The organism is Pseudomonas sp. TE3910, assembly GCF_056279025.1.
The window spans coordinates 2,922,142-2,947,562 of the sequence record NZ_JBWBQN010000001.1; the positions used below are offsets into that span (position 1 = coordinate 2,922,142).

Annotated in this window: 21 protein-coding genes, 1 tRNA gene and 1 pseudogene; 17 read left to right on the forward strand and 6 right to left on the reverse strand. The window is 60.5% G+C overall.

The annotated features are described in order from the left end of the window. Window positions 1–31 precede the first annotated feature (31 nt). Window positions 32–601, forward strand: coding sequence for a glycerol-3-phosphate 1-O-acyltransferase PlsY (plsY, locus tag ACZ9H3_RS13430; RefSeq protein WP_102052167.1), 570 nt, complete (start codon window positions 32–34; stop codon window positions 599–601). A gap of 26 nt (window positions 602–627) precedes the next feature. Here the strand turns inward: plsY and tsaD are convergent, their stop codons facing one another. Beyond that, window positions 628–1,653 (reverse strand): tRNA (adenosine(37)-N6)-threonylcarbamoyltransferase complex transferase subunit TsaD, encoded by a 1,026-nt coding sequence (gene tsaD, locus ACZ9H3_RS13435; RefSeq protein ID WP_065759043.1) that lies wholly within the window; start codon window positions 1,651–1,653, stop codon window positions 628–630. 200 nt (window positions 1,654–1,853) lie between these two features. On the opposite strand from tsaD, the gene rpsU reads away from it, so the two are divergent. The 6 genes and pseudogenes from rpsU to ACZ9H3_RS13465 all read left to right on the forward strand — a co-directional run. Then, entirely contained in the window at window positions 1,854–2,069 is a 216-nt protein-coding gene (gene rpsU / locus ACZ9H3_RS13440; RefSeq protein WP_002551877.1) for a 30S ribosomal protein S21, read from the forward strand. Between the two features lie 301 nt (window positions 2,070–2,370). Then, window positions 2,371–4,344 (forward strand): DNA primase, encoded by a 1,974-nt coding sequence (dnaG, locus tag ACZ9H3_RS13445; protein ID WP_476221078.1) that lies wholly within the window; start codon window positions 2,371–2,373, stop codon window positions 4,342–4,344. Window positions 4,345–4,412: 68 nt separating this feature from the next. Then, entirely contained in the window at window positions 4,413–6,263 is a 1,851-nt protein-coding gene (rpoD, locus tag ACZ9H3_RS13450) for an RNA polymerase sigma factor RpoD (RefSeq protein ID WP_065759045.1), read from the forward strand. 128 nt (window positions 6,264–6,391) lie between these two features. After that, window positions 6,392–10,138, forward strand: coding sequence for an EAL domain-containing protein (locus ACZ9H3_RS13455; protein WP_476221080.1), 3,747 nt, complete (start codon window positions 6,392–6,394; stop codon window positions 10,136–10,138). Between the two features lie 14 nt (window positions 10,139–10,152). Beyond that, a tRNA-Ile gene (locus tag ACZ9H3_RS13460) sits at window positions 10,153–10,229 on the forward strand. Between the two features lie 105 nt (window positions 10,230–10,334). Further along, window positions 10,335–10,424 (forward strand): annotated as a pseudogene (locus ACZ9H3_RS13465) (integrase); the annotation flags it as partial. 26 nt (window positions 10,425–10,450) lie between these two features. On the opposite strand, the gene ACZ9H3_RS13470 reads toward ACZ9H3_RS13465, so the two are convergent. From ACZ9H3_RS13470 to ACZ9H3_RS13485, 4 genes are read right to left on the reverse strand one after another with little or no spacing between them, the layout of a single operon-like run. Next, the gene (locus tag ACZ9H3_RS13470; protein WP_330522825.1) at window positions 10,451–11,215 is read right to left on the reverse strand and encodes an ABC transporter ATP-binding protein; all 765 of its coding nucleotides are present in this window, start codon (window positions 11,213–11,215) and stop codon (window positions 10,451–10,453) included. Window positions 11,216–11,231: 16 nt separating this feature from the next. Next, on the reverse strand, window positions 11,232–11,942 hold the full coding sequence (locus ACZ9H3_RS13475) for an ABC transporter permease (RefSeq protein WP_330522826.1): 711 nt from the start codon (window positions 11,940–11,942) through the stop codon (window positions 11,232–11,234). Then, the gene (locus ACZ9H3_RS13480) at window positions 11,939–12,667 is read right to left on the reverse strand and encodes an ABC transporter permease (RefSeq protein WP_330522827.1); all 729 of its coding nucleotides are present in this window, start codon (window positions 12,665–12,667) and stop codon (window positions 11,939–11,941) included. Before ACZ9H3_RS13480 ends, ACZ9H3_RS13475 begins: the two co-directional genes overlap by 4 nt. A gap of 55 nt (window positions 12,668–12,722) precedes the next feature. Beyond that, the gene (locus tag ACZ9H3_RS13485) at window positions 12,723–13,505 is read right to left on the reverse strand and encodes a transporter substrate-binding domain-containing protein (protein ID WP_476221083.1); all 783 of its coding nucleotides are present in this window, start codon (window positions 13,503–13,505) and stop codon (window positions 12,723–12,725) included. Window positions 13,506–14,294: 789 nt separating this feature from the next. Here ACZ9H3_RS13485 and ACZ9H3_RS13490 point away from each other — a divergent pair. The 10 genes from ACZ9H3_RS13490 to ACZ9H3_RS13535 all read left to right on the forward strand — a co-directional run bounded on the left by ACZ9H3_RS13490 (window position 14,295) and on the right by ACZ9H3_RS13535 (window position 25,024). Then, window positions 14,295–14,756 (forward strand): Lrp/AsnC family transcriptional regulator, encoded by a 462-nt coding sequence (locus ACZ9H3_RS13490; protein WP_099776001.1) that lies wholly within the window; start codon window positions 14,295–14,297, stop codon window positions 14,754–14,756. A 203-nt stretch (window positions 14,757–14,959) separates the two neighbouring features. After that, a complete protein-coding gene (locus ACZ9H3_RS13495) occupies window positions 14,960–16,642 on the forward strand; it encodes a flavin monoamine oxidase family protein (protein ID WP_065759048.1) in 1,683 nt (560 codons plus the stop codon). A 13-nt stretch (window positions 16,643–16,655) separates the two neighbouring features. Beyond that, window positions 16,656–17,456 carry a carbon-nitrogen hydrolase family protein gene (locus ACZ9H3_RS13500; RefSeq protein WP_099776005.1) on the forward strand — a complete coding sequence of 267 codons (801 nt, stop codon included), beginning with the start codon at window positions 16,656–16,658 and terminating at the stop codon, window positions 17,454–17,456. 42 nt (window positions 17,457–17,498) lie between these two features. Continuing rightward, a complete protein-coding gene (gene pqqF, locus ACZ9H3_RS13505; RefSeq protein ID WP_476221086.1) occupies window positions 17,499–19,841 on the forward strand; it encodes a pyrroloquinoline quinone biosynthesis protein PqqF in 2,343 nt (780 codons plus the stop codon). Between the two features lie 160 nt (window positions 19,842–20,001). Then, window positions 20,002–20,073, forward strand: a complete 72-nt coding sequence (pqqA, locus tag ACZ9H3_RS13510) for a pyrroloquinoline quinone precursor peptide PqqA (protein ID WP_003243383.1) — start codon at window positions 20,002–20,004, stop codon at window positions 20,071–20,073. Between the two features lie 67 nt (window positions 20,074–20,140). Further along, the gene (gene pqqB, locus ACZ9H3_RS13515; protein ID WP_476221088.1) at window positions 20,141–21,052 is read left to right on the forward strand and encodes a pyrroloquinoline quinone biosynthesis protein PqqB; all 912 of its coding nucleotides are present in this window, start codon (window positions 20,141–20,143) and stop codon (window positions 21,050–21,052) included. A gap of 8 nt (window positions 21,053–21,060) precedes the next feature. Next, window positions 21,061–21,816, forward strand: coding sequence for a pyrroloquinoline-quinone synthase PqqC (pqqC, locus tag ACZ9H3_RS13520; RefSeq protein ID WP_065761431.1), 756 nt, complete (start codon window positions 21,061–21,063; stop codon window positions 21,814–21,816). Then, entirely contained in the window at window positions 21,813–22,088 is a 276-nt protein-coding gene (gene pqqD / locus ACZ9H3_RS13525; RefSeq protein WP_330522832.1) for a pyrroloquinoline quinone biosynthesis peptide chaperone PqqD, read from the forward strand. The genes pqqC and pqqD overlap by 4 nt, the downstream gene beginning before the upstream one ends. Then, entirely contained in the window at window positions 22,060–23,220 is a 1,161-nt protein-coding gene (gene pqqE / locus ACZ9H3_RS13530; protein ID WP_065761429.1) for a pyrroloquinoline quinone biosynthesis protein PqqE, read from the forward strand. The genes pqqD and pqqE overlap by 29 nt, the downstream gene beginning before the upstream one ends. Beyond that, complete coding sequence (locus ACZ9H3_RS13535) at window positions 23,186–25,024, forward strand: S9 family peptidase (protein WP_102052184.1); 1,839 nt, start codon at window positions 23,186–23,188, stop codon at window positions 25,022–25,024. The genes pqqE and ACZ9H3_RS13535 overlap by 35 nt, the downstream gene beginning before the upstream one ends. Window positions 25,025–25,133: 109 nt before the next feature. On the opposite strand, the gene ACZ9H3_RS13540 is transcribed toward ACZ9H3_RS13535, so the two are convergent. Continuing rightward, complete coding sequence (locus ACZ9H3_RS13540) at window positions 25,134–25,421, reverse strand: hypothetical protein (RefSeq protein WP_256587535.1); 288 nt, start codon at window positions 25,419–25,421, stop codon at window positions 25,134–25,136.

A 25,421-nucleotide genomic window follows, 5' to 3' on the forward strand; every position in this document is an offset into this window, starting at 1 on the left:
AATCAGGGCGTCCTCGCCCGGAATAGTTAGCATGTTTTGGTTACTGGCATTGCTCGCCTACCTGCTCGGCTCGCTGTCCTTTGCCATCCTACTCAGCCGCCTGAACGGCTGCCCCGACCCGCGCATGAGCGGTTCAGGCAACGCCGGCGCGACCAACATGCTGCGCCTGGCGGGAAAAAAACTCGCCATCCTGACCCTGCTCGGCGATCTCTGCAAAGGCCTGCTGCCCGTACTGATCGCGCAAGCGCTGGGCTTTGGCCTGCAACAACAAGCCTGGATCGGCCTGTACGCCGTCATCGGCCATCTGTTCCCGGTGTACTTTCGCTTTCGTGGCGGCAAGGGCGTTGCCACTGCCGCCGGCATGCTCCTTGGCCTCTACCCGCCGGCCGCTCTACTGGCCATCAGTGCCTGGCTGCTTACCTTCCGCCTGACCCGCACCAGTTCGCTGGCCGCGTTGATCGCCACACCGCTCACCCTGCCCTTGCTGGCCTGGCGTGAACCTGAGGCACTGCTGCCGATAAGCGTACTGACGATACTGATCGTCTGGCGCCATCGCGGCAATCTACGCGACCTTTTCGCCGGGCGCGAACGACACTTCTGAACCTGAAACATGAATGGCTTTCAGCTTCAAAGCGCTGGCAACTGCTCCATCGGCCAACGCGCCTGCACTGTAATTGCCAGGCTTTCGTGCTGCCCGGCGGCCAAACGCTGGCAGCCGGCATAGGCGATCATCGCCCCGTTATCGGTACAGAACGCTGGGCGCGCGTAATACACATTGCCTTTGAGCCCGGCCAGCATCTCTTCCAACGACGCACGCAAGGCCTTGTTCGCGCTCACTCCACCGGCAATCACCAGCCGCTTGAGGCCGGTTTGCTTCAAGGCACGCCGGCACTTGATGGTCAAAGTCTCCACCACTGCCTGCTGGAAGGCCAGCGAGATGTCGCAACGGGTTTGCTCACCGTCGTCCCCAGCGCGCTGACACTGCTGCCAGGTGTTGAGGGCAAAGGTTTTCAGGCCGCTGAAGCTGAAATCCAGGCCCGGACGATCGGTCATAGGCCGCGGGAACACGAAGCGTCCCGGTACGCCCTGAGCGGCAAGGCGGGCAATCTCCGGCCCGCCCGGATAGTTCAGGCCGATCAGCTTGGCAGTCTTGTCGAACGCCTCACCTGCTGCGTCATCCAGGCTCTCGCCCAACAGTTCGTAGCGACCGATACCATCCACCCGGACCAGTTGGGTGTGGCCACCCGAAACCAGCAAGGCGACGAACGGGAACTCCGGCGGCTGGGCTTCCAGCATCGGCGCCAACAGATGGCCTTCCATATGGTGTACGCCCAACGCCGGGATGCCCCAGGCAAACGCCAGGGCCTGGGCGCAGGAGGCACCAACCAGCAACGCACCGACAAGCCCGGGGCCTGCCGTATACGCGATGGCATCGATCTCGGTCGCGACACAGTCGGCCTCGGCCAGCACCTGCCGGATCAACGGCAGCATGCGCTTGACGTGATCACGCGAGGCAAGCTCGGGCACCACCCCGCCGTAGACACGGTGAAGGTCGATTTGACTGAACAGCGCGTCGGCCAACAAACCGCGCTCACTGTCGTATAATGCGACGCCGGTTTCGTCGCAGGATGTTTCCAATCCCAGTACTAGCATGGGTCTATGCCTTGTATAGGCTGAATTCGAAGGCGCGCATGATAGTCCCCGTACCCGATGCCGACCAGCGGTTTTCGATCAGAGGCTTTGCATTCCGAGCGTCTAAGGGTTAACATCCGCAACCCTTAAAAACCGACGTTCTCCAGCGCACATTTTTGCCACGAGTACGTTGCCCCGGTACTAAATGAAGGTAGCTCTGGATGCCAGCCGTCAAAGTTAAAGAGAATGAACCCTTCGACGTAGCTCTGCGTCGTTTCAAGCGCTCCTGCGAAAAAGCCGGTGTACTGGCTGAAGTTCGTAGCCGCGAATTTTACGAGAAGCCGACTTCCGAGCGTAAGCGCAAGGCTGCTGCTGCAGTTAAGCGTCACGCCAAGAAAGTCCAGCGCGAGCAGCGCCGCGCCGTTCGTCTGTACTAATACAGACGTTCGACCACGCTTCTGCCTAACCCGGTCTAAACGCCGGGTTGTCGGCAGATGATGTTTTACTCAGGCCTAAACACCTGAGCTGCAGAGACCGCTCGTCGGTTGAAGCAGGCCTTCCAATCGTCAGAACTGGCATCACGCCAGCTGTGCACGTCAACACTGACGAGTCCTCACGGGCTGCAGGCGAGCACACTCTTCCACACTTGTGTTATGAACATTCGACCACGCTCGAATGCGCAGCCGTTCCCGCAGCATTAGCGATTACACTGGTTTATCGCCTGATGATGAGAGTGCCATGGCCGGGCTGATACCCCAAAGTTTCATTGACGACCTCCTCAACCGCACCGATATCGTCGATGTGGTGAGCTCACGCGTCCAACTGAAAAAAGCCGGCAAGAACCTCACCGCCTGCTGCCCGTTCCATAAAGAGAAGACCCCTTCTTTCAGCGTCAGCCCCGACAAGCAGTTCTACTACTGCTTTGGCTGCGGCGCTGGTGGCAACGCCCTGGGCTTCATCATGGACCACGACAACCTGGACTTTCCCCAGGCTGTCGAGGAACTGGCCAAAGCGGCCGGCATGGAAGTGCCACGCGAAGAAGGCCAGCGCGGGCACAAGCCTCGGCAACCGACCGATTCACCGCTCTATCCACTGCTGGAAGCCGCCGCGGAGTACTACCGCCAGGCCCTGAAAAGCCACCCGACGCGCAAATCAGCAGTCGAATACCTCAAAGGGCGTGGCCTGTCCGGTGAAATTGCCCGCGACTTCGGCCTGGGCTTCGCCCCGCCCGGCTGGGACAACCTATTCAAGCACCTCAGCAGCGATACACTGCAGCAAAAAGCCATGATCGACGCCGGGCTGTTGATCGAGAACGCCGAAACCGGCAAACGCTATGACCGCTTCCGCGATCGCGTCATGTTCCCGATCCGCGATAGCCGGGGCCGCGTCATCGCCTTTGGTGGCCGCGTGCTGGGGGACGACAAGCCCAAGTACCTGAACTCCCCGGAGACGCCTGTATTCCACAAGGGCCAGGAGCTTTACGGGCTCTACGAAGCGCGCAAGTTCAACCGCAATCTCGATGAAATCATCGTCGTAGAAGGCTACATGGACGTCATCGCCCTGGCCCAGCAAGGCCTGCGCAATGCCGTAGCCACCCTGGGCACAGCCACCAGCGAAGAACACCTCAAGCGCCTGTTCCGCGTGGTGCCCAGCGTGCTGTTCTGCTTCGACGGCGACCAGGCTGGCCGCAATGCCGCCTGGCGCGCACTGGAAGCTGCCCTGCCGAGCCTGCAGGATGGTCGCAAGGCACGCTTCCTGTTCCTGCCCGAAGGTGAAGACCCTGACACCCTGATTCGCGCCGAAGGCACAGACGCCTTCCGCGCACGGATCAACCAGCACGCTCAACCGCTTGCCGATTACTTTTTCCAACGACTGACCGAAGAGGCCGACCCGCGCTCGCTCGAAGGCAAGGCCCACATGGCCACCCTCGCCGCACCGCTGATCGACAAAGTGCCCGGTGCAAACCTGCGCGCCCTGATGCGTAATCGGCTGAAGGAAATTACCGGCCTCAATAGCGAGCAGGTCGAGCAGCTGTCGCACAGCGCGCCCACCGAAGCGCCGCCCAGCTACGACCCGGGCATCGACTACGGTGCGATGCCCGACTACACACCCGATTACAATGATTTTCATCAGCCCGAGTACGCACCACCACAGCAGCAGTGGACACCGAACAAGGGTGGCCAGAAAAAGAAGTGGGACGGCAAGCCCTGGGACAAGAAAGGCAAGCCATGGGAGCGCAATGGCCGCAATCAAGAGGCGCCACCACGGGTACCGACCGCCGTCGAGCCACCCACGCTGAGCGCCCTGCGTACGCTGCTGCACCACCCGCGACTGGCCAAAAAAGTCGAGGACGCCAGCCACTTCGCTGCCGAAGAGCACCATTACGCTCAGCTACTGGTGGCACTCCTTGAGGCCTTGCAGAAAAATCCTGAGCTACGCTCATTACAGCTGATCGCACGCTGGCACGGCACTGAACAAGGCCGCTTGCTGCGAGCGCTGGCAGAAAAGGAATGGTTGATCGATGCCGACAACCTTGAACAACAGTTTTTCGACACTATAACTAGCTTGTCCGCTCGCCAACGCGAGCGCAGCCTGGAACATTTGCTCAGGAAAGCACGTCAAAGTGAACTGAGCGCAGAGGAAAAAAATCAGCTGCGCGACCTGTTAAGCCGTAATGTTCCCGCACAAAACCCGACCTCAACTGGCGCGTGAGGTCCATGCTCGGGTATAATCCTCGGCTTGTTTTTTTGCCCGCCAAGACCTTCAGTGGATAGGGTGTTATGTCCGGAAAAGCGCAACAGCAGTCTCGCATCAAAGAGTTGATCACCCGCGGTCGTGAGCAGGGCTACCTGACTTACGCGGAGGTCAACGACCACCTGCCAGAGGATATTTCAGATCCGGAGCAGGTGGAAGACATCATCCGCATGATCAACGACATGGGGATCAACGTATTCGAGAGTGCTCCGGATGCGGATGCCCTTTTGTTGGCCGAAGCCGATACCGACGAAGCCGCCGCCGAGGAAGCGGCCGCCGCGTTGGCGGCTGTGGAAACCGACATTGGTCGCACTACCGACCCAGTGCGCATGTACATGCGCGAAATGGGTACGGTTGAGCTGCTGACCCGTGAAGGCGAAATCGAAATCGCCAAGCGCATCGAGGAAGGCATCCGTGAAGTCATGGGTGCGATTGCCCACTTCCCGGGTACTGTCGACTACATCCTCAGCGAATACGACCGTGTAACCGCCGAAGGCGGCCGCCTGTCCGACGTGCTCAGTGGCTACATCGACCCGGATGACGGCATCGCCGCGCCGGCCGAAATGCCGCCACCGGTCGACACCAAAGCCGCTCCGGCTGCGGTCGCTGATGACGACGAGGAAGAGGCTGCCGAAGCCTCCGACGACGAGGAAGAGACCGAAAGCGGTCCGGACCCGGAAGTCGCTCGCCAGCGTTTCGGCGCAGTGGCAGAGCAACTCGAAGCAACGGTCAAGGTGCTGAAAAAGCACGGTCGAAACAGCAAGCAAGGCATTGCCGAGCTGCTGCAACTGGCCGAGCTGTTCATGCCGATCAAACTGGTTCCGAAGCAGTTTGAAGTACTGGTCGAGCGTGTACGTAGCGCCCTGGAACGCCTGCGGGCCCAGGAACGCGCCATCATGCAGCTGTGCGTACGTGATGCACGTATGCCACGTGCCGACTTCCTGCGCATGTTCCCAAGCAACGAAGTCGACCTGACCTGGAGCGGCGATCTTGCCAAGCGCAGCACCAAGTGGGCTGAAGCATTGGGCCGACTGGACGCCGACATCGTGCGTTGCCAGCAGAAGCTGGTAGACCTGGAAGCAGAAACCGGTCTGACGATTGCCGAAATCAAGGACATCAACCGTCGCATGTCGATCGGTGAGGCCAAGGCCCGCCGCGCGAAAAAGGAAATGGTCGAGGCCAACCTGCGTCTGGTGATCTCCATTGCCAAGAAGTACACCAACCGTGGCCTGCAGTTCCTCGATCTGATCCAGGAAGGCAACATCGGCTTGATGAAGGCGGTGGACAAGTTCGAATACCGTCGCGGCTACAAGTTCTCGACCTACGCCACCTGGTGGATCCGTCAGGCGATTACCCGTTCTATCGCCGACCAGGCTCGCACCATCCGTATCCCGGTACACATGATCGAAACGATCAACAAGCTCAACCGTATTTCCCGGCAGATGCTGCAGGAAATGGGGCGCGAGCCGACGCCGGAGGAATTGGGTGAGCGCATGGAAATGCCTGAGGACAAGATCCGCAAGGTATTGAAGATCGCCAAAGAGCCGATCTCCATGGAAACCCCGATCGGTGACGACGAAGACTCGCATCTGGGCGACTTCATCGAGGACTCGACCATGCAGTCGCCAATTGATGTGGCCACTGTCGAAAGCCTCAAGGAAGCAACCCGTGACGTGCTCTCCGGCCTGACCGCACGCGAAGCCAAAGTGCTGCGCATGCGTTTCGGTATCGACATGAACACCGACCACACCCTCGAAGAGGTCGGCAAGCAGTTCGACGTGACCCGTGAGCGGATCCGTCAGATTGAAGCCAAGGCACTGCGTAAGCTGCGCCACCCGACGCGAAGCGAGCATCTGCGCTCCTTCCTCGACGAGTGATGACAAACCCCGGCCCTTGCGCCGGGGTTTTTCTTTTCATGGCATCTGCATTTAAGACTTTCGCCACTATCCCCTAGGCAAAAGCGCCGTCTACACTCGAATCAGACTACCTGTGTGACGAGGCCGCTATGCTCAGATTGCCGGCCATCCTGTTGCTGCTCCAGCTTCTCTGGAGTGCAACGGCCGGCGCCTTGACCCTGACAGACGAAGAACAAGCCTGGCTCAGTGCGCACCCGCAACTGCGCTTAGGCGTCGATGCTTCCTGGCCACCCTTTGAATACCGGGACCAGGAGGGTCGCTACCAGGGACTGGCCGCCGACTACATCACCTTGCTCGAGGATCGCCTGGGGGTCGCATTCAAACCGATCGAACCGATCAGTTGGACTGCAGTACTGGAGGAGGCTCGAAACGGCAAACTGGATCTGTTGCCAGGCATCATGTCGACGCCTGAACGACAAAGCTACCTGTCCTTTACGCGCCCCTACCTGGATTTTCCGATTGTCATTCTTGCCCATCAGGGCGGCGCGCAACCCCACGACCTGAAAGACCTCTATGGCCTGAAAGTCGCCGTGGTTGAGAACTACGCCCCCCACGAACTGTTACGCACCCACCACCACCCCGACCTCAATCTGGTCGCCCTGCCCAACGTCAGCTCGACCTTGCAAGCCCTGGCGACAGACCAGGTCGATGCGGTGGTCGGCGACCTGGCATCAAGTATCTGGAGCCTGCGCCAGCAGAAGCTTGAAGGCTTGTATGTCAGCGGGGAAACCCCCTATCGCTACCAGTTGGCAATGGCCGTGCCACGCGAGGATAAAATACTCGTCGCAATCCTCGACAAAGTCCTGGCCGACATGAGCCCTGGCGAGATCAGCAATATCCAGGAGCGCTGGGTCGGCAAGGTGTTGGATCGCCGCACAGGCTGGTACGACCTGCTGATGTATGGCTTGCCAGGGATCCTGGTGCTGCTCACCATCCTGGCGGTGGTCATCTGGAGCAACCGCCGACTCAGCTCCGAGATTTCCAGACGCATCGCCCTTGAACAGGAGTTGCGTAGCAGCGAATACCACTACCGCGGCTTGATCGAGAGCCTTTCGGCCATCGCCTGGGAAGCCGACACCGAAGATTTCACCTACAGCTACGTCTCGCCCCATGCAGAAAACCTGCTGGGCTATCCACTCAGCGACTGGCTCAAGCCCGGCTTCTGGAACAGCATCCTGCACCCCGACGACGCGCTTTGGGCACAGGCCTACTGTGACAGCGAGACCGCTGCAGGACGCGATCACAGCCTCGACTACCGGGTGATCACTGCCGACGGGCGTAGCCTGTGGGTGCGCGACATCGTCAGCCTGATCGAACACGGGCACAAGCCGGTCATGCGCGGCTTGATGATAGACATCAGTGAAGCCAAGAATACCGAACTGGCCCTGCGCCTTTCTGAGCAAAAGTTCGCCTCAGTGTTCCAGCAGTGCCCAGACATCCTGGTTATCGCCCGCCTCAGCGACGGCTGCCTGCTTGAAGTCAACGAAGCCTTCGAGGAGCAGCTTGGCCTGAGCCCGGCACACGTCATCGGCAAGACCGCCACCGAGTTGAACATCTGGGGCATCGAAGGCATAGGCCCCAAATTACTGCGGCGCCTGCAGGCCGGAAAGGTGCGCAACCTTGAGATGCTGTTCAAACGTCGCAATGGCCAGGTGTTTACCGGGCTGACCTCGGTCGAGGCCTTCCAGCTGGATAGCACGCCTGCCCTGGTGGTGGCCGTACGCGACATCAGCCAACTCAAGGAAGCCCAGGATCAGCTGCAAACATCCGAAGAGAAGTTCGCCAAGGCTTTCCATGCCTCACCCGACGGGCTTCTTCTGTCGCGCCAGCGAGACGGCAGGCTGATTGAAGTCAACGAAGGGTTCTGCCGCCTGACAGGCTATGACCTGAGCATGACGCTGGACCGCACATCGATTGACCTGGGCATCTGGGTTGACCTCAATGAACGCAAACGCCTGCTGGAACTGCTGGAAAGGGACGGCTTCGTGCGCGACTACACCTGCCATATTCGCCGCAGCGACGGGCAGATTCGCCTGTGTGAACTCTCAGCGCGGCCACTGCCCATCGCCGGCGAAGAGTGCATGCTGACCATCGCGCGCGATATTACCGAGCGCCACCTGATGCAGGAAAAACTGCAACTGGCGGCCACTGTCTTCGAGAATACGGCCGAGGGCGTGCTGATCACCGATACCGAGCAGCGTATCAGTGCGGTCAACCGGGCTTTCAGCGAGATCACCGGCTACAGCGAATTCGAGGCGCTGGGACAGACACCGCGCCTGCTCGCTTCTGGCCAGCACGACAGCGCCTTCTACGCGGCCATGTGGCACCAACTGACCGCCGAAGGCCACTGGCAAGGCGAAATTCAGAACCGCCGCAAGAACGGCGAAGTGTACCCAGGCTGGCTGACCATCAGTGCCGTACGTAATAGCGGCCGGGAAATCACCCACTTCGTGGCAGTATTCGCCGACATCTCCAGCATCAAACATGCCCAGGCCAAGCTCGACTATCAGGCGCACCATGATCCACTGACCGGCCTGCCCAACCGTACCCTGTTTGAAAGCCGGCTACAGGCCGCCTTGAGCTGCACACAAACCTCCAAGGCTCAGGGAGCCGTGCTGTTTCTCGACCTGGACCGCTTCAAGCACATCAACGACAGCCTTGGTCACCCGGTCGGCGACCTGCTGCTCAAAGGCATCGCCCATCGCCTGAAGGAGCAAGTGCGGGATATCGACACCGTCGCCCGCCTGGGCGGTGACGAGTTCATCATCCTGCTTCCCGGCCTGCACCAACCCAGCGACGCCGAACACATCGCCGCCAAGCTACTGAATTGCTTCAGTGCACCTTTCCAGGCGGGCGAACATGAGTTCTTCACCAGCGCCAGCATCGGTACCAGCCTTTATCCACAGGACGGCAGCGACGTTGCATCACTTATCCGAAACGCCGACGCCGCGATGTACCGTTCCAAAGCCAAGGGCCGCAACCGCGTCGAATCCTACACACGCGACCTGACCGCACAGGCCAGCGCGCGCGTTGCCTTGGAGCATGAACTGCGCAGAGCCATTGAGCGCGACGAACTGAGCTTGTACTACCAGCCTAAGTTCAGCCTGAAGACCCAAAGCCTGATTGGTGCCGAAGCCCTGATTCGCTGGAGCAACCCCACCTTTGGTGATGTTCCGCCCGAACACTTCATTGCGCTGGCAGAAGAGAACGGCATGATTCTGCAACTGGGCGACTGGGTGCTGGAACATGCCTGCCGACAAATGCAGCAATGGAAAGAGACCTACCTCGCCTTCGGCCCACTGTCGATCAACCTGGCGGGGGCCCAGTTACGCCAGCCCAGCCTGGTCAAACGTATTGAACAGTTGCTCAATACCTACCACCTGAGCGCGGGCGACCTGCAGTTGGAGATCACTGAGAACTTCATCATGAGCCAGGCCGAAGAGGCCCTGGCGATTCTGCACCAACTCAAACGCCTGGGCGTACAGTTGGCCATCGACGACTTCGGCACCGGCTACTCATCGCTCAGTTACCTCAAGCGCCTGCCGCTGGACATCCTCAAGATCGATCAGTCATTCATCCGCGGCCTACCGGACGACCCGCATGACGCAGCGATTGCCCGCGCCATTATCGCCCTGGGCCGCAGCATGCAACTGACCATCATTGCCGAGGGCGTAGAGAACCTCGCCCAACAACGCTTCCTCGCGGCTGAGGGCTGCGAACAGATCCAAGGCTACATCGTCAGCTTGCCATTACCACCCGAAGAGTTTGCCGCAACCTTTCTTCGTATAGCAGTTTCAGATCTTTCGGATGGCACAGCCTGGAAACCCTCGTTATAATCCGCGACCACTGAGGGCCTATAGCTCAGTTGGTTAGAGCAGGGGACTCATAATCCCTTGGTCGCAGGTTCGAGTCCTGCTGGGCCCACCATATGAATCAAGACCTGCAGCTCAGCTGCAGGTCTTGACGCCCCAATCAGACGTTCCCGAGGAACAGTGTCGGTACAGCCCGTACTGATCGTCCCTCGGAGAACGTATGGCAACCCTCGTAAAAACACCTTCAGAAACATGGAAAGCGGTCATTCGTAAAAATGGCTGGCCGACTGCGTCTAAGACTTTCAGAACGGATGACGCTTGAATCTGCCCTGCGGCTTACTTCAGGTTGCCACTGAGAAACTGCTGCAGACGTCCGCTTTGCGGGTTACCCAATACGTCCTCGGGCGCGCCCTGCTCTTCGACCCGCCCTTGGTGCAGGAACAGCACCTGGTTCGACACTTTGCGCGCAAAGCTCATTTCGTGGGTCACCATGATCATGGTGCGGCCTTCTTCGGCCAGGCCCTGGATCACCTTGAGCACTTCGCCCACCAGCTCCGGGTCCAGTGCCGAAGTCGGTTCGTCGAACAGCATGATCTCCGGCTCCATGCTCAAGGCCCGGGCGATGGCAACGCGTTGCTGCTGACCACCGGAGAGGAACGCCGGGTATTGATCGGCGACGCGCGACGGCAGCCCCACCTTGTCGAGATAACGTCGGGCGCGCTCCTCTGCATCCTTCTTGCTGACACCCAGCGCACGGCGTGGGGCCATGGTGATGTTGTCGAGCACGGTCATGTGGCTCCACAGGTTGAAGTGCTGGAACACCATGGCCAGGCGAGTACGGATACGTTGCAGTTCATTGGCGTCGGCCACGCGCATGCCGTGGCGATCATGGACCATTTTAATCGGCTGGTTATCCAGGCTCATGGCGCCGTCGTTGGGCGTTTCCAGGAAGTTGATGCAACGCAGAAAGGTGCTCTTGCCAGAACCACTGGCGCCAATCAGGCTGATCACATCGCCGGTTTTGGCGTTCAGTGAAACGCCCTTGAGGACTTCATGGTTGCCGTAACTTTTGTGCAGGTTTTCAACGGTCAGTTTGTACATGAACAAGCATCCTGAATTAGTGAGCCGGGCCGAGGAAAGACAACCAACGGCGTTCAGCCAGGCGGAACAGGCCGACCAGAGAGAAAGTGACTGCCAGGTAGATCAACGCGGCGATGCCGAACGACTGGAAGGTCAGAAAGGTCGCCGAGTTGGCGTCCCGTGCGACTTTCAGGATGTCCGGGATGGTCGCGGTGAAGGCCACGGTGGTCGAGTGCAGCATCAGGATCACTTCGTTGCTGTAGTAAGGCAGCGAGCGACGCAGGGCCGACGGCATGATCACATAGGCGTACAGCTTCCAGCCCGTCAGGCCGTAGGCCTTGGCTGCTTCGACTTCACCGTGGTTCATGCTGCGAATGGCCCCGGCAAAGATCTCCGTGGTGTAGGCGCAGGTGTTCAGGGCAAAGGCCAGAATGGTGCAGTTCAATGCATCGCGGAAGAATGCATCCAGTAGCGGCTGGGCGCGTACCGCAGCCAGGCTGTAGATGCCGGTGTAGCAAATCAGCAACTGGATATACAGCGGCGTGCCTCGGAACAAGTAAGTGTAGAACTGCACCGGCCAGCGCACCCATACATTGGACGACACCCGGGCAATCGACAACGGCACCGACATCACGAAGCCAAAGAAAATCGAGGCACTGAGCAACCAGAGGGTCATGGCCAGCCCGGTGATGTGGCTGCCGTCCTGGTAAAGGAAGGGGCGCCAGTATTCCTGCAGTAGTTCGATCATCGTACGGCCTCCCGGGTGCCTGCGGCGTAGAAGACATCCAGCCGACGCAAGACGTAATTCGAAGCGGTGGTTATCACCAGATAGATCAAGGCGGCCAGCACCAGGAAGAAGAACAACTGATAGGAGCTTTTACCCGCATCCTGGGCCACCTTGACCAGATCGGCCAGACCGATGATCGAGACCAACGCGGTGGCCTTGAGGATCACCATCCAGTTATTACCGATGCCCGGCAGGGCAAAACGCATCATTTGCGGGAACACCACGAAGCGGAAGCGCTGAGCTCGGGTCAGGCCATAGGCGGTAGCGGCTTCCATCTGCCCGCGGGGTACCGCGAGGATGGCGCCACGGAAGGTCTCGGTGAAATACGCCCCGTAGATGAAACCCAGGGTAATGACCCCGGCACTGAACGGGTTGATCTCGATGTATTCCCATCCCATGAACTCGGTAAACGAGGTCAACCAGGTTTGCAGGCTGTAGAAAATCAGCAGCATCAGCACTAGGTCCGGCACACCGCGAATCAGCGTCGTGTAGAGCTGGGCCGTAACCCTCAGCAGTTTGACGTTTGACAGTTTCGCGCTGGCGCCGATCAGGCCCAGGCCAACGCTTACCAGCAAGCACAGAAAGGATAATTTGACCGTCATCCAGGAACCTTCCAGCAACAGTGGGCCGAAGCCCTTGAGGCTGAAGCCTGACAGTCCGAGATTCTGCAATAGGATTTCTAGCATTGAGCAGCCCTACATCAATCAAAAAAGTGCCCATCCGCAGATGGGCGCAGGGTCATTATTTGCCGCTGTAGAGATTCAGATTGCCAAAGTGCTTCTGTTGGACGGCCGCATAGGTGCCATTGTCGTGCAGAGCCTTGATGCCTTTGTTCAGCAAGGCCTGGAGTTCGGCGTTGCCTTTGGACAGACCCACGGCGGTTTTGGCTGGCAGAAGCGGGCTTTCGACCGGCTCGCTGACCTGGAAGTCGGCGCCTTGTGGTGACTTCAGGAAGCCCAGTTCGGCTTGCAGCATGTCCTGGATTGAGGCATCGAGGCGTCCGGAGATCAGGTCAGCGTAGACCTGATCCTGGTTGGCGTAGGCCTGGGTCTCTACCCCGGCTTTGTCCAGCACGGCCTTGGCGTAGGCTTCCTGGATGGTGCCTTGCTCGTACCCGACCTTCTTGCCGATCAGTGAGGCCGGATCGCTGCCGAAGGCCGCACCTTTCTTGAATACCAGCGCAGTCGGCCCAGAGAACAGCTCGCTCGAGAAGTCGATGACTTTCTCACGTGCTGGTGTGACGGTCATGGAAGAGATCACGCCATCGAACTTGTTGGCCTTGAGCCCGGGAATCATGCCGTCGAAGTCGCTTTCGACCCACTTGCACTTGACCTTCAGCTCAGCGCAGATCGCATTGCCCAAGTCGATATCGAAACCCACCAGGCTTCCATCAGCGGCCTTGGATTCGAACGGCGCATAGGAAGGGTCGACGCCAAAACGTAACTCCTTGTACTCCTTGGCCAGCGCAGAGCCGGCAGCCACACACAAAGCCAATGCAGAAAGGGTCAGAAATGTTTTTGTCATTGTTTTTATTCCTAAGGACCAATATGAGCGCTGTGACACATGAGTACTGTCCTGGAGCTCGTATGTCACATTGGAAGAGGTAACACCCAACAGCTCGTGCTCCTGATGAACAGGAAGGCCGAGCGCGCAGGGAAAAGAGTCTAAAAGCAAGCGGGTGCGACGATAAGACGCAAAGTGCATTTATTTGACGAATTATTGGTCATTATGACGAACAATAGTGACGATATAGTGCGCTTGCGCTAATTCGTTAATCACGAGGAGCTCCTGCGACCGAAACAAATCGCCCTGTTGAATTCCCCGGCAAGCCGGTTGTGTTCTTTATTCCTTTTTAAGGTTTGGCCGACAAGCAGGGCATTACCTGACCTGAATTAAGGCACCGCTGCGCAGTCTGCGCTGGAGGCCCACAAGGCCTCGCGACGATCTCCAGCGGCGGCACCTCCGGCGAGCGCAGCCTTCGGTAGCGACTAAAGGAGTTGCGCAGGCAACCCACCTCAAGCACATCCATCCATTGCTGTTCATGACGGCAATCTTTGGCGTGCTAAAGCTCACGGCGTGCCTGTCCGCAAACAGCCCGGCCTCGGTATTGGACAGTGAGCCGAATAGCCGACACAATCGGCTCACACCATGAGCCGAATAAGCTCATGCCTGTGATGCAAGCACCGCGTAAATGCGGGCACCCCGCCGCATCCATCGCAGGCAGCCTGCAGGATGCAAGTGCCCTTAACCTGGCACCAAGGCCTTTCAGCCAGCCCAATAGCCCTGACCCAGGGCCTGTATCCGAGATACCCCATGCCTGAAACACGCGCTGCAGCCCTCGACGAAATCGACCGTCAACTCATCGCCCTGTTGCAGATCAACGCCCGTGAAGGCGTGGCCACGCTGGCCCGGCAGTTGGGCATCGCTCGTACTACCGTCACCTCACGGCTGGCTCGCCTTGAGAAAACCAAGGTAATCACTGGCTACGGTGTTCGCCTCGGGCAGCGAGTGATTGATGGCGGCTTGCAGGCGTATGTCGGGATTACCGTGCAGCCACGTTCCGGCAAGGATGTGGTGCGGCGGCTCAGTGCCATGGGCCAGATCCAGCAGTTATGTGCGGTGAGTGGCGAGTTTGACTATGTGGCCTGGCTGCGCAGCGACTCACCGGAGCAACTGGACCAGTTGCTCGATCAAATCGGCAACGTCGAAGGTGTGGAGAAAACCACCACCTCGATCATCCTCAGCAGCAAGGTGGATCGCGGGCAGCCGATTTGACCGCCTCGGCCGGCATGGCATGAGCCACGCCGGCGCCCACACAGATCGTCACTTTGTAGCGTATCGTCGTCTAAATGACACAAATAAGAGCATAACGACGACACTATGCATCTTAATAACGAAATCCACACCCTCTAAAATGACCGCCAGGCAGTTTCCTATACTCAAGCTCCGCACTCCGCGCAGCCCTGGCAAGGTCAATCATGAACAAGAACAATCGCCACCCCGCCGATGGAAAGAAACCCGTCACTATTTTCGGCCCGGACTTCCCTTTCGCCTTTGACGACTGGATCGAACACCCCGCAGGCCTCGGCAGCATCCCGGCCGAGCGACAGGGTGAGGAAGTAGCGATTGTCGGTGCCGGGATCGCCGGCCTGGTGGCCGCGTACGAGTTGATGAAACTGGGCCTGAAACCGGTCGTTTACGAAGCCTCGAGGATGGGCGGCCGCCTGCGCTCGCAAGCCTTTGAAGGCACTGACGGGATCATTGCAGAACTGGGGGGAATGCGTTTTCCAGTGTCCTCCACGGCGTTCTATCACTATGTGGACAAGCTCGGCCTTGAGACCAAGCCCTTCCCCAACCCGCTGACCCCAGCTTCCGGCAGCACCGTGATCGATCTGGAAGGCCAGACCCATTACGCTGAAAAACTCTCCGATTTGCCCAAGCTGTTCCAGGAAGTGGCCGATGCCTGGGCCGACGCCCTGGAAAGCGGCGCGCGCTTTGGGGATATCCAGCAAGCCATCCGTGACCGTGATGTTCCGCGCCTCAAAGAGCTGTGGAACACGCTGGTGCCGCTCTGGGACGACCGCACCTTTTACGATTTCGTTGCGACCTCAAAGTCGTTCGCCAAGCTCAGCTTCCTGCACCGAGAAGTCTTTGGTCAGGTGGGTTTCGGCACGGGCGGCTGGGACTCGGACTTCCCCAACTCAATGCTGGAAATCTTCCGCGTGGTAATGACCAACTGCGACGATCACCAGCACTTGATCGTCGGTGGCGTCGAGCAGGTGCCGCAGGGCATCTGGCGCCATGTTCCTGAGCGCTGTGCCCACTGGCCCGCAGGTACCAGCCTGAGCTCACTGCACCGAGGCGCGCCGCGGCCGGGCGTCAAACGTATTGCCCGGGCCAGCGACGGTCGCCTGGCGGTGACTGACAACTGGGGAGATACCCGTCACTACGCAGCAGTGCTGACCACCTGCCAGAGCTGGTTGCTGACTACGCAGATCGAATGCGAGGAGTCGCTGTTCTCGCAGAAGATGTGGATGGCCCTGGACCGCACACGCTACATGCAGTCGTCGAAGACCTTCGTCATGGTCGACCGCCCCTTCTGGAAGGACAAGGACCCGGAAACCGGTCGCGACCTGATGAGCATGACCCTGACCGACCGCCTCACCCGTGGCACCTACCTGTTCGACAACGGCGACGACAAGCCGGGGGTGATCTGCCTGTCCTATTCGTGGATGAGCGATGCCCTGAAAATGCTGCCTCAACCCGTGGAAAAACGGGTGAAACTGGCACTGGATGCGCTGAAGAAGATCTACCCGAAAGTGGACATCGCCGGGCACATCATCGGCGATCCGATTACGGTTTCCTGGGAAGCCGACCCGCACTTCCTGGGTGCGTTCAAAGGCGCTCTGCCCGGCCACTACCGCTACAACCAGCGGATGTACGCGCACTTCATGCAGCAGGACATGCCAGCCGAGCAGCGCGGCATGTTCATCGCCGGTGATGACGTCTCCTGGACCCCCGCCTGGGTAGAAGGGGCGGTACAAACGTCGCTCAATGCGGTGTGGGGTATCATGACCCACTTCGGTGGCCACACCCATCCGGACAACCCAGGCCCAGGCGACGTGTTCAATGAAATTGGCCCAATCGCCCTGGCCGACTGACGAGAGAACCGCCATGCGTATCGCCGTGTATCAGGGTGCGCCGCTGCCAGTGGACGTGCCCGGCAACCTGGAGCGCTTGCATCAGCAAGCGCAGGCCGCTGCTGCCCGGGGCGCCGAACTGCTGGTGTGCCCGGAGATGTTCCTGACGGGCTATAACATCGGCGCCGACGCTGTAGCACGGCTGGCCGAGGCCGAGGACGGCCCCTCGGCCATGGCCGTGGTGGAGATCGCCCAAAGCAACCGCATTGCCATCGCCTATGGCTACCCTGAGCGGGCCGATGATGGTCGGCTGTACAACGCAGTACAGCTGATCGACGCCCACGGCAGCAGCCTGTGCAACTACCGCAAGACGCACCTGTTCGGCGGCCTTGACCGGGCGATGTTCAGCCCGGGCCCGGACCACTTCCCGGTGGTCCAGCTCAACGGCTGGAAGCTTGGCCTGTTGATCTGCTACGACATCGAGTTCCCGGAGAACGCCCGACGTCTGGCCCTGGCCGGCGCCGAACTGATACTGGTGCCGACCGCGAACATGGTGCCCTACGACTTTGTCGCCCAGGTCACCGTGCGCGCCCGCGCCTACGAAAACCAGTGTTATCTGGTTTACGCCAACTACTGCGGTGCCGAGGACGCGATCCAGTACTGTGGGCAAAGCAGTATCGTCGGCCCGGATGGCAGCATCCTGGCCATGGCTGGACGCGAGGCCTGTTTGCTGGTCAGTGATCTGGATCGCCAACAGGTCGTACAGGGCCGGGCCAACACCCCCTATTTGCACGACCTGCGCCCCGAGCTGTACGGCGACCCGCGCAAAGGCTGAGTTATCCGCTAGCATGACGGTTCGCGTTTTGCTGGAGCCGTCATGCCTGCCACGTTTGCACACCATACCTTGGCCAACGGCCTGCAGCTCACACTGCGCCATGCGCCACACCTGAAGCGCTGCGCCGCCGCAGTGCATGTCGCTGCCGGTAGCCACGATGCTCCAACGGCATGGCCGGGGCTGGCGCACTTCCTTGAACACCTGTTTTTTCTCGGCAACAGCCGCTTCCCGGCTGAAGACGGCCTGATGCGCTATGTGCAACGCTACGGTGGCCAGGTCAATGCAAGCACGCGGGAACGGGCCACTGAGTTTTTTTTCGAAGTCCCGGTCGCGGCATTCAGTGGTGCCCTGGAGCGGCTGTGCGACATGCTTGCCCAGCCCCGCCTGGACGACCACGCCGCGCAGTTGCGCGAACGCGAAGTGCTGCACGCCGAGTTCATTGCCTGGTCCCGCGACCACGCCTCGCAGGCACAATTCACCCTGCTTCAGTGCGTATCGGCAGGCCATCCACTTCGGGCCTTCCATGCCGGTAACCGCTACAGCCTGGGTGTACAGCAGGCCGCCTTTCAACGGGCACTGCAGGACTTCCACAAACGCTACTACCAGGCAGGGCAAATAACCTTGAGCCTGGCCGGGCCACAACCACTGACCGAGTTGTTGGCAATGGCCGAAGCCTGTAGCCAGGCCTTCAATCCCGGGCTGAAAACAGCCCAGGCGCCGGTCACACCTCTGCAACTGTGCGGCGCACCGGCGCAACCGGCAGGCCTGCTGAACCTGTTGTTCGCCTGTGAACGCTTGCCTACCGGTAGCGAGGACGCAATCGCATTCCTCAGCACGTGGCTGACGGACAGCCAACCCGGCGGCCTGCTCGCACTGTTGCGCGAAAAAGGCTGGATAACGGGGCTCAGTTTCAAAACGCTTTATCAGTATGAGCAGCAGGCCCTGCTGCATGTGCAGTTCACCCTGACGGATGAGCAGCATCGCAGTGACGTTGAACGGCTGTTTTTTGATTGGCTGGCTTTTTTCAACAGCGCCGACCGGACGCCGCTGGAGGAGGAATACGCTCGGCTCATGGCCTGCCAGCAAGGGCGTGCCGGCGCCCTGCAACTGGCACGTCAAGACAGCACGGGCAACCCACCCGGGACACCGGACAGTGCAGCGCTGAGCGCCCTGCTCAACACGCTACTGGCTCGCACATGCCCGCGTCTCGAAACCTTCATGCCCTGGCAGTTGCCCGAGCCCAACCCATTCCTGGTGAACGCTGATGCCGCCACTCAGGCGTCGTCGGGCCCCCCCCACATGGTCTACAACCCTGCCCTGCCAAGCACACGCCAGACCGGCATCCTGTACCTGCGCTGGCAACTCGACTCACGCGGCCACGATAACCTCTACGCACGGCTCAACGGTGCCCTGCAAAGGCTCATCGAACGCGCGGCACAAGCCTGTGTAGAGCTGGAATTCAGCGCCTGCGCACACTACTGGCAGTTGCGCTGCGCTGGCGCACCCAGTGCCGTCAATGCTGTTGTCACGCAAGCCCTGGCGGTGCTGCGCAGCCCTCCAGCGAGTACCTGGCAGACGGCCACGACCCCAGCCCGGGAACCGACACTGATACCCATCCGCCAACTGCTCCGGCAATTGCCGGAGGTTGTTCTGGGGGGAGGGAACACAACCCCGCAGGTGCAAACAGCCACCGACGCAGAGCTTCAGGCCGTGTGGAGCAGCGCACGCTGGCAAGGGCTGGCCACCGGCTTTGCGGCAACCGAACGGCAACCACTGGCGATTCCCGGCAGTGCTGGCAGCCACACCACGCCGCGCCTCATTCGCGGCAGGCAGTGGTACCACTCGACCGATGACAGCGCAGAGCAAGCCCTGCTGTTGTTCTGCCCGGTGGCCGATGAGGCTGCAGGACGCCTGCTGGCACACCTGATCCAGGGGCCTTTCTACCAGCGTCTGCGGGTCGAACTGCAATTGGGTTATGCCGTGTTCAGCGCCTTCCGTCAGGTTCAAGGCCATGCTGGCCTGCTGTTCGGCGTGCAGTCACCGTCGGTCAGCCATAGGCAAATCCTAATGCACATCAACACCTTCATTGATGGGCTAGGACTCTGGCTCAACACTCACGCCAGCGAGCTGGAAGCACAACGTCAGGCCCTGGCGGCGCAGTTCGCTGAACCGAGCATGAGCAACAGCGATGTGGCCGAGTGGGCCTGGCAAGCGCAACTGGCCGGCCATCCCCTGCAGACACTGAAGCCGTTGCAGGCACGCATCAAGGCTGTAGACCTGGCAACACTCGAAGCCGCCGCCGAGGCGGTGCGCCGGGTTGACCAGGGTTGGCTATGCTTGGCCAACGGCCCAGCGCCGTCCGCCGCCTGGCAGGATGCATGCTGATTTTTACGCCCGCGGTAACGGCATTCATCTAAGATTTAACCTTTCAGCTTCGTATTTTTTAGTAAGATAGCGCAATCTTGGCCACCGAACCCCCTTCATTGCGAGGGTGGACTAAATAAGTAGCCACCAACCCCCAGACCTATCCGGAAGGAGTAATCCCATGTGGACCAAACCTGCATACACTGATCTGCGTATCGGCTTTGAAGTGACCATGTACTTCGCAAACCGCTGAGTTTGCTGTCAGTACAACGCCTCGGTCAGCCGGGGCGTTTTCATTTTCAGACGCGGCAGGAGTGGCCATGTACATCCAGATTCTCGGTTCCGCCGCCGGTGGCGGTTTCCCCCAGTGGAACTGCAACTGTGACAACTGCAAGGGCTTTCGCGATGGCACCCTGCGCGCCACGGCGCGAACCCAGTCGTCGATCGCCTTGTCCGATGACGGCGTCCACTGGGTACTCTGCAATGCTTCGCCAGACATCCGCGCCCAACTGCAAAGCTTTACCCCGATGCAGCCGGCCCGGGCACTGCGCGACACGGGCATCAACGCGATCGTCCTGCTCGACAGCCAGATTGATCACTCCACGGGCCTGCTCAGCCTGCGCGAGGGCTGCCCCCATCAGGTCTGGTGTACCGACATGGTCCATCAGGACCTGAGCACCGGCTTTCCGCTGTTCAATATGCTCAGCCACTGGAACGGTGGGCTGGTCTGGAACCGTATCGAACTGGAAGGCAGCTTCGTTATAGACGCCTGCCCTAACCTGCGCTTCAGCCCGTTCCCGCTGCGCAGCGCCGCACCGCCTTACTCGCCACACCGCTTCGACCCACACCCAGGTGACAACCTCGGGCTGATGGTCGAAGACCTGCGCACTGGCGGTACCTTGTTCTATGCCCCAGGCCTTGGGCAAGTCGATGACGGGTTGATGGAGAAGATGGCCAGCGCCGACTGCCTGCTGGTCGACGGAACCCTATGGGACGATGATGAGATGCAGCGACGTGGTGTCGGCACCCGTACAGGTCGGGAAATGGGCCACCTGGCCCAGAACGGCCCAGGTGGCATGCTTGAAGTGCTGGAACACCTGCCGACGCAGCGCAAGGTGCTTATCCACATCAACAATACCAACCCGATCCTGGATGAAGACTCGGCCGAACGCGCTGAACTGAACCGCCGCGGTGTCGAAGTCGCCTTCGACGGCATGAGCATCGAGTTGTAGGAGCTGACATGAACGACGCCAAAGCGCTGTCCCCCGCCGAGTTTGAACAAGCCCTGCGGGCCAAGGGTGCCTACTACCACATTCATCACCCGTATCACGTGGCCATGTATGAAGGCCGGGCCAGCCGCGAGCAGATCCAGGGCTGGGTTGCCAACCGCTTCTACTATCAGGTGAATATCCCGATGAAGGATGCCGCGATCCTGGCCAACTGCCCGGACCGCGAGATCCGCCGCGAGTGGATTCAACGCCTGCTCGACCATGACGGCGCACCTGGTGAAGATGGCGGTATCGAAGCCTGGCTGCGCCTGGGCCAGGCCGTTGGCCTTGATCCCGAGCAACTACGCTCTCAAGAGCTGGTGCTGCCCGGTGTACGCTTTGCGGTGGACGCCTATGTCAACTTTGCCCGACGAGCCTGCTGGCAGGAAGCCGCCAGCAGCTCCCTGACCGAACTGTTCGCGCCACAGATCCATCAGTCGCGCCTGGACAGCTGGCCGCAACACTACCCGTGGATCGACCCTGCCGGTTACGCGTACTTCCGAACACGCCTGAGCCAGGCCCGTCGCGATGTCGAACATGGCCTGAGTATCACCTTGCAGCACTACACTACAGTGGAAGGCCAACAGCGCATGCTGGAGATTCTCCAGTTCAAGCTGGACATTCTCTGGAGCATGCTCGATGCCATGAGCATGGCCTACGAACTGAACCGCCCGCCCTATCACACCGTCACCCGTGAACGGGTCTGGCACAAGGGGATTGCCCTATGAGCTTCGATCGCAACCTGACCCCGCGCTGGCGCCCGGGTTACCGCTTCCAGTTCGAGCCGGCACAGAAAGCCCATGTGCTGCTCTACCCGGAGGGCATGATCAAGCTCAACGAAAGCGCCTCGGCCATCGGCCGGTTGATTGATGGTCAGCGCACGGTCGCCGCGATCATCGCCAACCTGGACGAGCAGTTTCCCGGCGTACCCGAACTTGGGGATGACATCGAGCAATTCATGGAGGTCGCCCGTGTCGAACACTGGATCGAGCTTGCCTGAGGTACCCGCTACCCCTGAGGTCGGTCTGCCGCTGTGGTTGCTGGCCGAGCTGACCTACCGTTGCCCACTGCAGTGCCCTTACTGCTCCAACCCACTGGACTTCGCTGCCCAGGGCCAGGAGCTGAACACCGAGCAATGGTTCAAGGTGATGCGTGAAGCGCGGGAAATGGGCGCCGCGCAACTGGGCTTCTCCGGTGGCGAACCGCTGGTTCGTCAGGACCTCGCCGAACTGATCGGCGAAGGCCGCCGCCTGGGCTACTACACCAACCTGATCACCTCGGGTATCGGCCTGACCGAACAGAAGATTGCCGACTTCAAGCACGCCGGGCTGGACCATATCCAGATCAGCTTCCAGGCCAGCGACGAAGAGGTAAACAACCTGTTGGCCGGCTCGAAGAAAGCCTTTGCGCAGAAGCTGGAAATGGCCCGCGCGGTAAAAGCCCACGGTTACCCGATGGTGCTGAACTTCGTGACCCACCGGCACAACATCGACAGGATCGACCGCATCATCGAGCTGTGCATTGCCCTGGAAGCGGACTTCGTCGAGCTTGCCACCTGCCAGTTCTATGGCTGGGCGCACTTGAACCGGGTCGGCCTGCTGCCGACCCGCGCCCAACTGGAGCGCGCCGAACGCATCACCAACGAGTACCGCGAAACGCTCAAGGCTGCCGGCAACCCCTGCAAACTGATCTTCGTCACCCCGGACTACTACGAGGAGCGCCCGAAAGCCTGCATGAACGGCTGGGGCAGCGTATTCCTCACCGTCACCCCGGACGGCACTGCACTGCCCTGCCACGGCGCACGGCAACTGCCCGTGCAGTTTCCCAACGTGCGCGAACACAGCATGCAGCACATCTGGTACGACTCGTTCGGCTTCAACCGCTACCGCGGTTATGACTGGATGCCTGAGCCGTGCCGCTCCTGCGACGAGAAAGAAAAAGACTTCGGCGGCTGCCGCTGCCAGGCCTTCATGCTCACCGGCGACGCCAGCAAGGCTGACCCGGTCTGCGCCAAATCGGCCGACCACGGGATCATCCTCAACGCCCGGAAAGACGCTGAACACGCCAACCTCTCCATCGACCAGATGACGTTCCGCAATGATCGAAACTCCCGTGTCATCGCTCGCGGCTGATCGCTTCAGCGCCGAACAGGCGGTTGCCGCAGGCGCCGACTATGCCGAACTCAAGGTCGGCCCGCACGGGTTGTTCTGGAATGCCTTTCGTCCCCAGGACGGTGCTTGCCGGATCTGGCATTGGCACAAGGGCCGCAGCCGCTGCCTGACGCCCGATGGTTTCAGCGTACGCAGCCGGGTCTACGAGTATGGCGGCGGTGCATTCTGCCTCACGGCCAACGGCCTGGTGTTCGTCAACGAAACAGACCAGCAGCTCTATCGGCAAAGCCTCGATGGCGGCCAGCCGCAGCCGCTGACCCACGGCCATCGTCGTTACGGTGATTTGTGCTGGGCAGACGGCAAGGTCGTGGCCGTTGAGGAAACGCACACGCCGGATCAGGTCGAACACCGCTTGGTCGCGATTGGCCGGGGCTCACGGGAGGTACTGGCCGAAGGTGCGGACTTCTATGCATCTGCGACCGTAAGCGAGGATGGTGCCCGCCTGGCCTGGATCGAGTGGAACCGCCCCGATCAACCCTGGACCGCCACCCGCCTGCTGTGCTGCCAGCGTCAGGCCGATGGCCGCTGGAGCCCGGCGCAGTGCATTGCGGGTGACGGCGACGAACAGGAATCCCTGCAGCAACCGCGCTTCGGTAGCAATGGCCGCCTGTATTGCCTGTCAGACCGTGAAGGTTTCTGGCAGCCCTGGGGTGAAACCGAACAGGGTTGGCAGGCACTCCCCGCCACGGCGGCCGACCACGCCGGCGCTCCTTGGCAACTGGGCGCCAGCACCTGGCGCCCCCTGGATCGTGGACGTTATCTGGCCAGTTGGTTCGAAGACGGTTTCAGCCGCCTGGGCGTGCGCCATCTCGACGGCACGCTAGAAGACTTCAGCGGCGCGTTCACCCGTTTTCGCTGCCTGGACCTGGACAACACCTACCTGTATGCCATCGCGTCGTCGGCCACCCACCCACCGGCTGTCATCGCCATCCACCGGCGAACGCACCATGTTCAGGTGTTGAGTGGCGGCGTACTTCCGTTACCGGCCGAACGCATCAGCCGGCCGCAAACCCTCCGTTACCCCAGCGGTGATGGTATTGCCCATGGTTTTTTCTACCCGGCCATGAACGGGACGTCGCGCCCACCGCTGGTGGTGTTCATCCACGGTGGCCCGACATCCGCATGCTACCCAGTGCTCGACCCGCGTGTTCAATACTGGACCCAACGCGGCTTTGCCGTCGCCGACCTCAACTATCGAGGCAGCAGTGGCTATGGCCGGGCCTATCGTCAGGCGCTGTGCGGGCGCTGGGGCGAAGTCGACGTGGAAGATGCCTGTGCCGTAGTCAGCTACCTGGCCGGGCAAGGCCTGGTGGACCCAACCCAGGCCTTTATCCGAGGCGGTAGCGCCGGTGGTTACACCACCCTGTGTGCGCTGGCCTTTCACAACGTGTTCCGTGCTGGCGCGAGCCTCTACGGGGTCAGTGATCCGCTGGCCCTGACCCGCGCAACGCACAAGTTTGAAGGCGACTACCTCGACTGGCTGATCGGCGACCCCGTGCGGGACATCGAGCGCTACCGACAGCGCACACCGCTGCTGCATGCAGCACAAATCAAAGTGCCAGTGATCTTCTTCCAGGGCGAACTGGATGCGGTGGTCGTCCCCGAGCAAACGCGCAGCATGCTCGACGCCCTGAAACGCCGTGGTATTCACGCCGAAGGGCACTTCTATGCCAATGAACGCCACGGCTTTCGAACCGCGGCCAACCTCGCCCATGCGCTGGAGGAGGAATGGAAGTTCTACCGCAAAGTCCTCAGCGCACCTTAGGACGCCGGGCGTGCCCTTGAGCAGCTGACGGCAGATAAAAAAACGCCCCGAGCCAAAATGATCAGGCCCAGGGCGATGCGCAGGAACGCGAGACGGTTCGTAAAATTCGTTAGTGCAGAACGTTGCCGGAGAGGATCAGGTGGTCCAGTTGGTCGGCTACCAGCACTTGTTTGCCAGCGCTCAAGGCTTTTTCCAGCAGGCGTCGCTCGGCGTCACGCCAAGGCTCCTGCGGTTGCTCGGGCCCCAGGTCGATCAATAGATCGAAACTGTCCAGCCGTGGCATGCGGGCATGGGCATAGAGGTGGCAGATATGCACCGCTTCGGCGTTTTGCAGCAGCCAGCGGTTCAGTGGCCCATGACGCTGGGCGGGCGAATGTTGCAGGACAAGTACACGCAT

Coding starts and splice junctions, on each gene's coding strand:
- pqqC (WP_065761431.1), top strand. CDS start 21,061: ATGAACGACGCCAAAGCGCTGTCCCCCGCCGAGTTTGAACAAGCCCTG.
- tsaD (WP_065759043.1), bottom strand. CDS start 1,653: ATGCTAGTACTGGGATTGGAAACATCCTGCGACGAAACCGGCGTCGCA.
- ACZ9H3_RS13480 (WP_330522827.1), bottom strand. CDS start 12,667: ATGCTAGAAATCCTATTGCAGAATCTCGGACTGTCAGGCTTCAGCCTC.
- ACZ9H3_RS13500 (WP_099776005.1), top strand. CDS start 16,656: ATGCGTATCGCCGTGTATCAGGGTGCGCCGCTGCCAGTGGACGTGCCC.
- dnaG (WP_476221078.1), top strand. CDS start 2,371: ATGGCCGGGCTGATACCCCAAAGTTTCATTGACGACCTCCTCAACCGC.
- pqqB (WP_476221088.1), top strand. CDS start 20,141: ATGTACATCCAGATTCTCGGTTCCGCCGCCGGTGGCGGTTTCCCCCAG.
- ACZ9H3_RS13470 (WP_330522825.1), bottom strand. CDS start 11,215: ATGTACAAACTGACCGTTGAAAACCTGCACAAAAGTTACGGCAACCAT.
- plsY (WP_102052167.1), top strand. CDS start 32: ATGTTTTGGTTACTGGCATTGCTCGCCTACCTGCTCGGCTCGCTGTCC.
- ACZ9H3_RS13535 (WP_102052184.1), top strand. CDS start 23,186: ATGATCGAAACTCCCGTGTCATCGCTCGCGGCTGATCGCTTCAGCGCC.
- ACZ9H3_RS13540 (WP_256587535.1), bottom strand. CDS start 25,421: ATGCGTGTACTTGTCCTGCAACATTCGCCCGCCCAGCGTCATGGGCCA.
- ACZ9H3_RS13475 (WP_330522826.1), bottom strand. CDS start 11,942: ATGATCGAACTACTGCAGGAATACTGGCGCCCCTTCCTTTACCAGGAC.
- ACZ9H3_RS13455 (WP_476221080.1), top strand. CDS start 6,392: ATGCTCAGATTGCCGGCCATCCTGTTGCTGCTCCAGCTTCTCTGGAGT.
- pqqF (WP_476221086.1), top strand. CDS start 17,499: ATGCCTGCCACGTTTGCACACCATACCTTGGCCAACGGCCTGCAGCTC.
- ACZ9H3_RS13490 (WP_099776001.1), top strand. CDS start 14,295: ATGCCTGAAACACGCGCTGCAGCCCTCGACGAAATCGACCGTCAACTC.
- pqqD (WP_330522832.1), top strand. CDS start 21,813: ATGAGCTTCGATCGCAACCTGACCCCGCGCTGGCGCCCGGGTTACCGC.
- rpsU (WP_002551877.1), top strand. CDS start 1,854: ATGCCAGCCGTCAAAGTTAAAGAGAATGAACCCTTCGACGTAGCTCTG.
- rpoD (WP_065759045.1), top strand. CDS start 4,413: ATGTCCGGAAAAGCGCAACAGCAGTCTCGCATCAAAGAGTTGATCACC.
- ACZ9H3_RS13485 (WP_476221083.1), bottom strand. CDS start 13,505: ATGACAAAAACATTTCTGACCCTTTCTGCATTGGCTTTGTGTGTGGCT.
- ACZ9H3_RS13495 (WP_065759048.1), top strand. CDS start 14,960: ATGAACAAGAACAATCGCCACCCCGCCGATGGAAAGAAACCCGTCACT.